This window comes from Methylomonas koyamae (genome assembly GCF_019669905.1).
Lineage (GTDB): Bacteria > Pseudomonadota > Gammaproteobacteria > Methylococcales > Methylomonadaceae > Methylomonas > Methylomonas koyamae.
On the sequence record NZ_AP019777.1, the window covers coordinates 3,470,165 to 3,482,951 of the forward strand.

The window sequence follows — 12,787 nt, forward strand, 5'->3', positions numbered from 1 at the left end:
CTCACTGCGGCCAGGGCACGGCCGGCGCGCAGTTTTCGACGAAAATATTGCCTTTGCCGGCATCGTTAGGAATATAGACCTGGTTTGCGGCTGAAGGCGGGTAACTGGAACCGTCGGCGCATTGTGCGCTTTGCCCCGGCCCGACCGCGATGCGGGCTCCGGGCTTGATCTTGCAGACGCTGAGCCGGTCCGGCGCGCTCCATTCCGGACAAATCGCTTCGGCCTCGCGGTAGGCGTCGAGGCCGGCGGCCGGCGGCGAAAACGACCACCAGCTACCGTATTGGCCGGCCGGCCGGCTGCTGTCCCACACCCGGTATACCGTCAACGCTTGCTGCACCAGATAGACCTTGCCGGTGCACAACTTGCCTTCTCCGGGTGCGCCGCGGGCAATTTCGACCAATTTGACATCGTCGATAGGCTCCAGTCCGGCTGCCGGCACTTCGACGCTGCCGACGCAGGCCCAATCGCCGCCCTTAAACACCAGCGTTCCGTCGATCACGGCCATATCGGCGCAACCGGCCAAACCCAGTAACAAAATGCCGACAAGCCGTTTCGGGCCGAATCCGCTCATACCTTCAGTCTCCCCTGGCCGGTGGCGGCCAATTCCGTGCAGACGCCCCGTCCGCAATGCCGTAGCATAATAACCGGATCAACCGGAAACGCCGCCAATCATTCTGCCGATGACTCAATTACCGCATCCTGCCCTGCCTGCGCCGCGCCTGTATCTTGCTGTATTGGCCGCCATCGTTTGCGGCGCCCTGTTCGGCGCGTTGGACGCCGGACACGCCGTGCTGCTCAAACCGATGGGCGACGCTTTTATCGCGTTAGTGAAAATGCTGATCGCGCCGGTGATTTTCTGCACCATCGTGCTCGGCATCGCCGGCGCCGAAGACATGAAAAAAACCGGCCGGGTCGGGATCAAGGCCTTGTTGTATTTCGAAACGGTCTCGACCTTTGCCCTCGGCCTGGGGCTGCTGGTCGCCAATCTGCTGAAACCCGGCGCCGGTTTTAATGCCGATCCGGCGACGCTGGACCCGCAAGCGGTGGCCGGTTTCGTCAGACAAGCTTCCGAGCAACGCGTGGCCGATTTTGTGTTGCACGTCATCCCGAAAACCTTCACCGACGCCTTCACCGGTTCCGGCGATTTGCTGCAGGTCTTGCTGGTGTCGGTGCTGTTCGGCTTCGCGTTGCAGCGGCTGGGCGACGCCGGCCGCTCGGTACACCGCTTCGTCGAGGAAAGCGCGCAGTTGTTTTTCGCGATGCTGAATCTGGTGATGAAACTGGCGCCGCTGGGTGCCGGCGCGGCGATGGCGTTCACGGTCGGCAAATACGGCCTCGCCGCGTTGAAACCGCTGGCGGCGCTGATGGGCTGTTTCTATCTGAGCTGCATCCTGTTCGTCGGCCTGGTGTTGGGCGGCATTGCCGCGCTGACCGGATTCAACCTGGTTAAATTGCTGAACTATCTGCGGGCGGAACTGCTGATCGTGCTCGGCACCTCGTCGTCCGAATCGGCGTTGCTGCCGCTAATGCAGAAACTGGAAAGGCTGGGCTGTTCGCGTTCGGTGGTCGGCCTGGTGGTGCCGTCGGGTTATTCGTTCAACCTGGACGGCACCAACATTTATCTGACGATGGCGGCATTGTTCATGGCCCAAGCTCTAAATATCGAGCTGCCGCTCGGCCAGCAACTGAGCCTGCTGCTGGTGGCGATGCTGACCAGCAAAGGCGCGTCCGGCGTCAGCGGCGCCGGCTTTATCACGCTGGCGGCGACCTTGAGCGTGGTGCCGGCGGTGCCGGTCGCAGCGTTGTCGTTAATACTCGGCATCGACCGCTTCATGTCCGAAGCCCGTGCTCTGACCAATTTGGTCGGCAATGCAGTGGCGGCCATCGTCATCTCCCATTCGGAACGCGAGCTGGACCGGGATAAGTTGCGGGCGGAATTGAACGCCGCAGTCGGCAGCGGCCGCCACTGATTCTACTTTGTCGGATTCCGAAAAGTGCTGACCGTAACCGCATTGGCTTAAATCCGGCCAAGCGCAACTAAGCCCATTAGCTTAATTCAGCCAAATTTCCTGGTGTTTTCATCGGCACCGACTCTAGTGTATAAAGTACAGCGACCCAAGCGGCCCGGCACCGATCCGGAACATCGACCGGCCGGGTTCAGGCAATCCCGACCGCAGCGGCCGGCTGGCGCCTTCTCGGCGCCGCGGCCGCCGCCCTCCGAACCGACTAGTGAGTGAGCAGAATATGGAGCATGCGTCGCTGGCTGCAAACAAAGCGTTCGCTTTCCCCAAAAGCAATAGGCAACGCGGCAGCTTGAAAGATTTTCTACTGTTGTTTCTGCCGATCACCGTGCTGATCGTGGCGGGAGCCTGGACACTGGGCGAGGCGCGCCTGCACAGCGAACTGGCGACGTTAATGGCCGAGGAACGCACCTATGTCGACCTGAGCCAGGGCCGGCTGGACCAGGAGTTGGCCGTGCCGATTCGGCATTTGCTGAGCCTGGCCAGCGAACGACCGGTACGCCAAGTCTACGAGGCCGACGAAAACGGCGATTTCCAGCCCATGGTGGAGGCCTTCCTGTCGCTGATGGCGCGCAATCCCAGTTACGACAAAGTCCGCTGGCTGGACGAATCGGGGCGCGAGAAAGTTCGGGTCAACAATGTCGACGGCCGACCCTATTTGGTTCCGCAACACGAACTGCAAAACAAGCAGCAGCGCTATTTCTTCCAGGAGACGCTCCGGCTCAACCGGGGCGCGGTCTATATTTCGCCGCTGGACCTGAACATGGACCGCGACCGGATCGAGTTTCCCTACAAGCCGACGCTGCGGGTCGCCACCCATGTGTTTCGCGCCGACGGCAGCCCGGCGGGCATTTTGATGATCAACCTCGCCGCCCGCTCGATGTTGCAGGCCTTCGTCGCCAGTTCCGGCCCGGTCGCCGAGCGGCTGATGCTGCTCAACGCCGAAGGTTACTGGTTGAAAAGCCCCGACCCGGCCGACGAATGGGGCTTCATGTTCCAGCGCGATTCGACGTTGGCCAGCCGTAACCCCTCAGCCTGGGCCGCAGTGTCCCGGCAGAGCCGCGGCCAGGCCCGGCTCGGCGACGGCTTGTGGACCTGGACCTCGGTATCGCCGGTCCCGGACGGCGACACGCCGCTGGCCCACAACATCCGCTGGAAGGTCGTCACCCAAGTACCGGAAAGCCGTTTGGCCGAATTGGAACAACAGGTATGGCCGGCCAAAATCGCCGGCGCGCTGGTACTGCTACTGCTGTTCGGCCTCGGCGTCGGCCGGCTGGTCCGGGCCAAATCCGCCCAGACGCTCGCCGAAAAGGAAGCGGCTTTGGCACGTAGCGAAGCCGATGCGGCGCTGCGGTTGCACGAGGCGCAGGCCGGCTTCCGTATGCTGTTCGAAGCCAACACCAACGGCTTGCTGGTCGTCGACGGCGAGGGCCGGATCACGATGGGCAACCCGGCTTTCGAGGCGATGTTCGGCTACCGTTTGGCCGAACTGCGCGGCCAGCCGGTCGAAGTGCTGCTGCCCGACGCCGACCGCGCCGGCCACGCCCTGAAACGCGCCCAATACCTGCAACAGCCCTCCAGCCGGTCGATGGGGGCCGGCCGCGATTTGTACGGCACCCGCAAGGACGGCAACCGGTTTGCCCTGGAGATTGGCCTGAGTCCGTTCTGGGACAATAAACAATTTTTCGTACTGGCCACCATCGTCGACATCTCGGAGCGCAAACGCAGCCAGGACGAAATCCTGCGCATGAACGAGACGCTGGAGCAACGCGTCGCCGAACGTACCGCCGAATTGCAGGCCGCCCGGAGCGAAGCGGAACGTCTGGCCCACGTCAAGGGAAACTTCCTGGCCAACATGAGCCACGAGATCCGCACGCCGATGAACGCGATTCTCGGCATCGCCTATTTGCTGGAAAAAGCGCCGCTCGGCGCCGACGAACTGGCGTTGGTCAAAAAAATCCGCGTGGCCGGCCGGTCGCTGATGGGGATAATCAACGACATTCTCGATTTTTCCAAAATCGAATCCGGCCGCCTGGAAATCGAACGCGCCCCGTTCCGGCTCAACGACGTGCTGGATAACGTTGCAACCTTGATGTCGTCGGTTGGCGCCAACGAAGACGTGGAATTCATCATGGGCCCGGCGCCGGAAGGCGTCGAGTTCCTGCTCGGCGATGCGTTGCGGCTGGAACAGGTACTGGTCAACCTGACCGGCAACGCGCTGAAATTCACCGCGCACGGCAGCGTCGCGCTGGCTGTCGCCCGTTGCAGCGTCGGCGGCAAGCCGGGCCTGCGTTTCAGCGTTGCCGACACCGGTAAGGGCATTGCCGCGGACAAGCAAGCCGAAATCTTCTCCGCCTTTTCCCAAGAAGACAGCTCGACCACGCGCCGCTTCGGCGGCAGCGGGCTGGGCCTATCGATCTGCCGCTGCCTGGTAAAGATGATGGGCGGCGAAATCGGCGTGGTCAGCGAGCCTGGCAAAGGCAGCGAATTCTGGTTCGAGATTCCGGTGACGCCGGTCGAGCCGCAAGATTACGTGCATCCGGCACTGACCTTTCAAAACGTGCTGATTGCCGACGACCACCCGCTGGCGCGGGACATGCTGGCGGCAACGGTGCGCAGCCTGGGCTGGAACCCGGAAGTGGTCGCATCCGGCGCAGAAGCGATACAACGCATCCGCAGCCGCGTCGCCAGCCACGGCAAACTGCCGGACATTATGCTACTGGACTGGCGCATGCCCGGCGTGGACGGCTTGCAGGCCGGCAAAGAAATTAAGCAGTTACTCGGTACCGCGCCGGAAGCGCCGCTGATTGTGATGGCCACCGCGCACGACCGCGAAGTTTTGAGCCACGAAGCGGGCGCGGAACTGGCGGATGCGATTCTGACCAAACCGGTCACCGCATCGGCCTTGTACAACGCCATCAGCGAAGCCAGGCGCCACCTGCATGGCACGCTCGGCCCGCGGCCCGCCGCCGCGGCCGGCAAGGGCCAGCTCGAGCAGTTGCGGATATTGGTGGTCGACGACAGCGAAATCAACCGCGACATGGCGAAGCGGATCTTGGAATCGGAAGCCGCCGAAGTGTTTCTGGCCGACGACGGCGCGGCCGCATTGGCTTGGCTGAAGGCCAATCCGGGCCGAGCCGACGTGGTATTGATGGACGTGCAGATGCCGGAAATGGACGGCCACGAAGCCACCCGCCGCATTCGCCAAGAGCTGGGTTTGACCGATCTACCGGTCATCGCGCTGACGGCCGGTGCCTTCAAAACCCAGCAGGACGCCTCGCTGGCGGCCGGCATGAACGGCTTCATCGCCAAACCGTTCGACGTCGATAAATTGATCGCCTACCTGCGCCAGTACGCCGCGTCGCCGCAACCGCCGTCTGCGGCTGCCGCCGATGCGGAAACCCCGCCCGCTTATTCGGTACCGGTAATCGACCTGCAAAAAGGCTTGCGGATCTGGAAGGATCTCGGCGTGTACAAAAAATACCTGGAAAAATTCGTCGCCAACCATGCCGGCGACGGCGATGGTATAGCCGCAGCCCTTGCGGCCGGCGACGCCGAAACCGCGCGCGCGATGACCCATAAGCTGAAAGGTTCTGCCGCCAATCTGGCTCTGATCGCAATTTGGGAAGCGGCCGAAAATCTGGAACTGGCATTGTACGAACGCCGCGCAACCGACGACTGGCTGCAACGCTTGCGGATGACTTTGCAGCGCGGCGGTGCGGCAATCGCCAGGCTGGTCTCGGACGACGCCGCTACGCCCGGCGCCTCCTGCATTGCCGTTGCCGACAGCGCCGGCAGCGCCCGGCTGCTACGCAATGTGTTGCAAGCGCTGGACCGAGACGATTCGCAACTGGCCGAACCTTGGCTACAGGCATTGGCGCGGGAATTGTCCGCCGAGGAACTGGCCGCGATCCGGGAGCGGGTGGATAACTTCGATTTTCGCGGCGCCGAGATCTATATCCGCCGGTTGCTGGCTCGGCTGCATGGCGCCGGCGCCGCGGACGACAGCGATTGATCCGAAACCGGCGGACCTTACTTGGCCAGACAGCCGGCCAGAAACAAACGCACCACCGGGCCGACCCATCGCTCGATTTCGGCGGCGTCCGGCGTCGGCTCCAATCCCAATTGCAAGCGCTGCAAACGCTCGCCGCGGACGGCGCTGACGAACTGGTCGGCGAGGAAATCGGGGTCGATATCGGCAATCAAACCGGCCCGCTGCTGTAAACGGAAGAACTCGGCCAGTTGCCCCAAGGTACGCTGGGGGCCCTGTTCGTAAAACTGGGTCGCCAGTTCCGGAAATCGCGGCGATTCGCCGATCAGGATCGCCCGCATCCGCAGTACGTCGGGGCGGGTGATGCGAAACAAAAACTGGCCGGCGAAGCTGAGCAAGGCTTCCTCCGGCGGCAACTCAGGACATAAGCTACCGATGAACTGGTCGCTACAGCGCCGGATCAATGCGCCGAATAAGCCGGCCTTGCCGCCGAACTGGCTGTAGACGGTGCGTAACGAGACCCGCGCGTCGCGGGCGATGGTTTCCATACTCAAATTGCCGTAGCCGTGTTCCAAAAAAAGCCGCAGCGCCGCGTCGAGCAATCTGTCCCGACTTTGTTGCTCGTCGCCCTTACACGGGCGGCCACATTTAACCATGCTGTCGTACTCGCAAAAGAAATTGACTTGCCAAACGATGATACCCTAGACTAAACGGTAATAGATATTACCATTTTATTTCAGGGGAACGGGCATGGCATTCATGATGGAATCAGCAACGGCAATTCGGCCGGGAAACTCCGCGGCGTTAACAGGACGCGCCCGATTTGCCGGCCTCTGCCTCCTGGCCGCAACGCTGCAACTGGTCCTGTCGGGTTGCGGCGATTCCGCTACCCCCGGCAACGCCGCACCGGCGATGCCGCCGGCCAACGTCAAAATCGCGCAGCCTCTAAGTCGGGAAACCAGCGACTGGGACGAATACACCGGCCGGATCGAAGCCGTCAACGCAGTGGATGTGCGCGCCCGCATCGGCGGCTATTTGGAAAAGGTCAATTTCCGCGCCGGCGATAAGGTCAAAAAAGGCGATCTGCTGTTTCTGATCGACCAGAAACCGTTACAAGCGCAATTGAATTTCGCCAACGCCGAACTGGAGCGGGCCAAAACCAAGCGCGAACTGGCGATAAACGATCTGGCCCGCGCCGAGAATCTATTCAAAGCCAAGGCCATTTCCGCCGAAGAATACGACGCCCGCAGCAAAGGCCTGCGCGAAGCCGCTGCCGCCGTGGTTTCCGCCGAAGCCAGCGCCTACGCCGCCAAATTGAATCTGGAATACACCGAAATCCGCGCCCCGATCAGCGGCCGGGTCGGTCGGGAATTGTTGACGGTCGGCAATCTGGTCAAAGCCGACGACACCTTGTTAACCCAAATGGTATCCACCGATCCGATCTACGTTTACGTCGATGCCGACGAGCAATCGGTGCTGAAATACCGGCGCCAGGCTAAGCGGGACGGCAGCGTTAGCGCCGATCTGCATGGCGCGGCGGTGGAAGCGGCAGTGGCCGACGAGGACGGATTTCCGCACCAGGGCAAACTGGACTACATCGCTCCGCGCGCCGATGCCGCCACCGGTACTTTGACCCTGCGCGGCGTGTTCCCGAATCCGGATGAACTGCTCAGCCCCGGTTTCTTCGCCCGCTTGCGCCTGAAAGGTTCGGCGGCTTACCCGGCGCTGTTGGTGCCGGACCGTGCTATCGGCGCCGACCAAGCCCAGCGCTTCGTCTGGGTGGTCAACGCCAACAACCAGGCCGAGTACCGGCCGGTCAAGCCCGGCGCCCGCATCGGCCAACTGCGCGTGGTGCGCGACGGCTTGAAAGCCGAGGATTGGGTCGTCGTCGAAGGCTTGCAAAAACTGCGGCCCGGCGCGACGGTCAACCCGGAAAAAATCGCACTCGACGGCCAGGGAGGCCAATAAGCCATGGATAAATTCAGCCATTTTTTCATCGACCGGCCGATCTTCGCCTCGGTGTTGTCGATTGTGATCGTACTGGTCGGCGGCCTGGCGCTGATCGGCCTGCCGATTGCCCAATATCCGGAAATCGCCCCGCCCACTGTCGTCGTCACCGCCACCTACCCCGGCGCCAACGCCAAAGTCGTCGCCGAAACGGTGGCGACGCCGGTCGAGCAGGAAGTCAACGGCGTCGAGGACATGCTGTACATGTCGTCGCAATCGACCAACAGCGGCGTGATGGCGTTGACCATCACCTTCAAGCCCGGCACCAACCTGGACAAAGCCCAGGTGTTGGTGCAAAACCGGGTGGCGCTGGCCGAACCCAAACTGCCGGAAGAAGTGCGCCGCCAAGGTCTGAGCGTGAAAAAGCGCAGCCCGGACCTGAGCCTGGTGGTCAATCTGGTATCGCCGGATAAACGCTACGACAGCGTTTACATGAGCAACTACGCACTGCTGCAAGTCCGCGATACGCTGGCCCGGCTACCCGGCGTCGGCGATATTCTGTTGTTCGGCGCCCGCGACTACAGCATGCGCTTATGGCTGAACCCGGAAAAAATCGCCGCCCGCAATCTGAGCGCGGCCGAAGTGGTCAATGCCGTGCGCGAGCAAAACGTGCAGGTCGCGGCCGGCGTAGTCGGCCAGCAACCGTCGCCGACCGCGGCCGAATACCAATACACGGTCAGCACGCTGGGCCGCCTGAGCGATCCGGAACAGTTCGGCGAAATCGTGATCAGACCCGGCGACAACGGCCAGGTCACCAAGCTTAAAGACGTGGCCCGCATCGAACTCGGCGCCAAAGATTACAACTCCGGCCTGTTCCTGGACGGCGAAGAAACCGTCGGTCTGGCGATTTTCCAATTGCCCGGCTCCAACGCCATCGATACCAAAAAAGCCGTGGTCGACGCGATGGAAAAACTGAAAACCCGCTTCCCGGAAGGCCTGGATTATGTGCTGGTCTACGACACCGTCGTGTTCGTCCAGCAATCGATCGACGCCGTGGTCAAGACTTTGTTCGAAGCGCTGGGCTTGGTGGTGTTGGTGGTCATCGTGTTCCTGCAAAACTGGCGGGCGGCGGTGATTCCGTTGCTGGCGGTGCCGGTGTCGTTGATCGGCGCTTTTGCGGTGATGGCCGGCTTGGGTTTGTCGTTAAATACCCTGTCGTTGTTCGGCCTAGTATTGGCGATCGGGATCGTGGTCGACGATGCCATCGTCGTGGTCGAAAACGTCGAACGCCATATTTCCGAGGGCATGCACGCCCGCGAAGCCACCCGCCTGGCGATGAGCGAAGTGATAGGGCCGGTCGTTGCCACGGCCTTGGTACTGGTCGCGGTATTCGTCCCGACCGCGTTCATCACCGGCGTGTCCGGCGCGTTTTACAAACAGTTTGCCTTGACCATTGCCGTGTCGACGGTAATCTCGGCCTTCAACTCGCTGACCTTGAGCCCTGCGCTTTGCGCCCTGTTGCTGGACCGGGCCCACGAAAACAAGGATGCCTTTACCAAGCTGTTCGATAAATTATTCGGCTGGTTCTTTGTTGGCTTCAACCGCTTTTTCGAGCGTTTCAGCCTGGGATATTCCAGACTGGTCGGCCGCCTGATCCGGATGGTGGCGGTAGTCTTGGTGCTTTATGTCGGCCTGAACGGCCTGAACTTCTTGGCCTTCGAAAAAGTGCCGACCGGTTTCATACCGGACCAGGACCAGGGCTATCTGATTTTGTACGCGCAGTTGCCGGACGCAGCGTCGTTGGCGCGTACCAAAGACGTGGTGCAACAAGCCAGCAAAATCGTGCTGGATACCGAAGGCGTCAGCCATATCAACGCCTACGCCGGCTGGTCGATTCTGAGCGGCGCCAACCAATCCAACGTCGCAACCATGTTCGCCCGGCTGGATTCGTTCGACAGCCGCGCCCACCGTCCGGATTTGCATGCCTCGCAAGTCGTCAAAACCCTGAACCAGCGGCTGGCGGCCATCCCCAACGCCCGCATTGCCGTGTTCACACCGCCGCCGATTCGCGGCATGAGCTCGGTCGGCGGTTTTAAATTGCAGGTACAGGACCGCAATAACGCCGGCATCGACGAGCTGCAAAAAGTCGCCGGGGAAATGATCGAAAAAGGCAACCAGCAACCGGGCTTGGTCGGTTTATTCACCACCTTCCGCGCCGGCGTGCCGCAATTGTTCGTCGACGTCGACCGCACCCAGGTTAAATCGATGAACGTACCGTTGAAGGACGTGTTCGACACCTTGCAGATTTATTTGGGTTCGTTGTACGTCAACGATTTCAATATCTTCGGCCGTACTTACCAGGTTACGTCCCAGGCCGACGCCGATTTCCGGATGCTACCTAGCGACATCACCGAGCTCAAGACCAAAAATCTGAGCGGCGGCATGGTGCCGTTGGGCGCGGTCGCCGACGTCAAGGAAATCAGCGGTCCGGACAAAATCACCCGCTACAACATGTACACCGCCGCCGAAATCAACGGCAGCACGCTGCCCGGCGTCAGCTCCGGCGATGCCATCGAAAAAATGAGCCGGGTGTTGCGCGACAACCTACCGCCCGGCTTTGATTTCGAATGGACCGAACTCAGCTTGCAGCAAGTGCTGGCCGGTAACGTCGCATTGTTGGTGTTTCCGCTCAGCGTGATTTTCGTGTTCCTGGCCCTGGCCGCGCAATACGAAAGCTGGGCGCTGCCGTTCGCGGTCATTCTGATCGTGCCGATGTGTATTCTGTCGTCGATGACGGGGGTCTGGATCGGCGGCATGGATAACAACATCTTTACCCAGATCGGCTTCATCGTCTTGGTCGGTCTGGCCAGCAAGAACGCGATTTTGATCGTCGAGTTTGCCAAGCACCGCCAGGAATCGGGCCTGACGCGTTTCGAAGCGGCCGTCGAGGCGGCACGGATTCGCTTGCGGCCGATTTTGATGACCTCGTTCGCTTTCGTGATGGGCGTATTTCCGCTGGTGGTCGCCAAAGGCGCCGGCGCCGAATCGCGGCATTTGCTGGGTACCGCGGTATTCAGCGGCATGATCGGCGTGACGGTTTTCGGTTTGCTGCTGACGCCGGTGTTTTTCGTCGCGGTACAAGGGCTGGCCGGCAAATTGCGCCGCAATACCAACGTTCAACACGCCAACGAGGAGTAGTTGCCATGAATCCTAGTTTGAAACTTAGCGCGTTGGCTCAAGCCATGCTCGCTGGCGCCCTGCTGGCCGGTTGCGCGGTCGGCCCGGATTACCGAACCCCGGCCACGGCCGATTTGCCTGGCCAATTCGCCAATGCGCCCGCGCCGTTATTTTCGGCGGACAGCAGCGAGGTGGCTTGGTGGAAATTGTTCAATGACAGCTTGCTGGAAAATCTGGTCGAACAAAGCCTGCACCACAACCGCGATTTGCAAGCCGCCAAAGCCAATCTGGCCGAGGCTAGGGCCTTGTATCTGGAATCCGGCCTGAGCCTGCTGCCGACCGTTACCTCGCGCGCCAGCTATAACGAACAGAAACGCAGCGCCGGCTCGTTGAACAACCGAGCTTTCGTGCCGCGCGAATTGAAGCTGTACAGCATGGGCTTCGACGCGTCGTGGGAATTGGATTTCTTCGGCCGGGTCCGGCGTAGCGTCGAAGCCGCCGACAACCAGGTCGCCGCCGAGGAAGCCAGTCTGCGCGATGTCGAAGTCAGCCTGGTCGGCGAAGTCGCCCGCAATTATTTTGCGCTGCGCGGCCTGCAACACCAGTTGGCCGTAGCGCAACGTAATGCCGAAAACCAGGCGCAAACCCTGGAAATCACTCGGGTTAAGTTCGAAAACGGCCGCGGTACCGAGCTGGATACTTCGCGCGCCGAAGCGCAATTGCAAAGCACCCGTGCCGGCATTCCGCCTTTGGAGACCGCCATTCGCCAAGCCATCCACCGCTTGAGCGTATTGAGCGGACAAATGCCGGATGCATTGACTACGACGTTAAGCGCCCACCAATCGTTACCCAAAGCCCCGGAAACCATCCGCATCGGCGATCCGGCGCAACTGCTGCGGCGGCGGCCGGACATTCGCATGGCGGAGCGCAATCTAGCCGCCGCGACCGCGCAAATCGGCGTCGCCACCGCCGATCTGTTTCCGCGGGTAACCTTCGTCGGCAGCATCTCGCTGGAAGGCAACACCTTGACCAACTTGGTCGCGCCGGGCGGCGATGCCTATTCGATCGGTCCGCGCATCACCTGGGCCGCATTCGACCTGGGCCGGGTCTATGCCCGGATCAAAGCCGCCGACGCTCGCGCCGAGGCCGGTCTGGCCCAGTACGAGCAAACCGTGCTGAACGCGTTGGAGGAAACCGAAAACAGTCTGGTGGCCTACCGGCAAGAATTGAGCCGCCGCGCCGACTTAGCCAAAGCCGCTACCGCCAGCGCCAAGGCGCGCGAGCTGGCGCAACTGCGTTATCAGGAAGGCATCAGCGATTTTCTGACCGTACTCGATGCCGAACAGCGGCTGTTGCAGGACCAAAGCCAATTGGCGCAAAGCGAAACCGCCGCAGCGACGGCGCTGGCTGCGGTGTACAAGGCACTGGGCGGCGGTTGGGAAACGGCCGCCGAAGCGGTTAGCGCCGGCGAATAAAGCCCGGATTGGCCGCCGCGATCCCGAGCCGGCCGGCCGATAACGCCGCCGCCGGCTGCCGGCGGCAACCGTTTCCGGGCGGAACCGTTCGTTCGCCCGGCCACATTTTCCAGGCATCGTCAACTGGCGTGCCGACATATTGCCCAGCCGTCTTCCGGCATGCTAACCTGCCGACC

General features: G+C 61.7%; 7 protein-coding genes. 5 read left to right on the forward strand and 2 right to left on the reverse strand.

The features are described from left to right. Position 1: 1 nt before the first annotated feature. Positions 2-571, reverse strand: coding sequence for a hypothetical protein (locus MKFW12EY_RS15555; RefSeq protein ID WP_221053330.1), 570 nt, complete (start codon positions 569-571; stop codon positions 2-4). A 109-nt stretch (positions 572-680) separates the two neighbouring features. On the opposite strand from MKFW12EY_RS15555, the gene dctA reads away from it, so the two are divergent. Both dctA and MKFW12EY_RS15565 read left to right on the forward strand, forming a co-directional pair. Further along, the gene (gene dctA, locus MKFW12EY_RS15560) at positions 681-1,970 is read left to right on the forward strand and encodes a C4-dicarboxylate transporter DctA (RefSeq protein WP_054763098.1); all 1,290 of its coding nucleotides are present in this window, start codon (positions 681-683) and stop codon (positions 1,968-1,970) included. 259 nt (positions 1,971-2,229) lie between these two features. Further along, positions 2,230-6,036: a response regulator gene (locus MKFW12EY_RS15565; RefSeq protein WP_245006324.1), complete on the forward strand. Its 3,807-nt coding sequence runs from the start codon at positions 2,230-2,232 to the stop codon at positions 6,034-6,036. Positions 6,037-6,053: 17 nt separating this feature from the next. Here the strand turns inward: MKFW12EY_RS15565 and MKFW12EY_RS15570 are convergent, their stop codons facing one another. Continuing rightward, positions 6,054-6,668: a TetR/AcrR family transcriptional regulator gene (locus MKFW12EY_RS15570; protein WP_221053331.1), complete on the reverse strand. Its 615-nt coding sequence runs from the start codon at positions 6,666-6,668 to the stop codon at positions 6,054-6,056. 103 nt (positions 6,669-6,771) lie between these two features. Between MKFW12EY_RS15570 and MKFW12EY_RS15575 the strand changes: the two genes are divergently transcribed. The 3 genes from MKFW12EY_RS15575 to MKFW12EY_RS15585 are packed head-to-tail and all read left to right on the forward strand — an operon-like array spanning position 6,772 to position 12,611. Next, positions 6,772-7,980, forward strand: a complete 1,209-nt coding sequence (locus tag MKFW12EY_RS15575; RefSeq protein ID WP_425334044.1) for an efflux RND transporter periplasmic adaptor subunit — start codon at positions 6,772-6,774, stop codon at positions 7,978-7,980. 3 nt (positions 7,981-7,983) lie between these two features. Beyond that, positions 7,984-11,157 carry an efflux RND transporter permease subunit gene (locus MKFW12EY_RS15580; protein ID WP_221053333.1) on the forward strand — a complete coding sequence of 1,058 codons (3,174 nt, stop codon included), beginning with the start codon at positions 7,984-7,986 and terminating at the stop codon, positions 11,155-11,157. A 5-nt stretch (positions 11,158-11,162) separates the two neighbouring features. Further along, positions 11,163-12,611: an efflux transporter outer membrane subunit gene (locus MKFW12EY_RS15585; protein ID WP_221053334.1), complete on the forward strand. Its 1,449-nt coding sequence runs from the start codon at positions 11,163-11,165 to the stop codon at positions 12,609-12,611. The last annotated feature ends 176 nt before the right edge of the window (positions 12,612-12,787 follow it).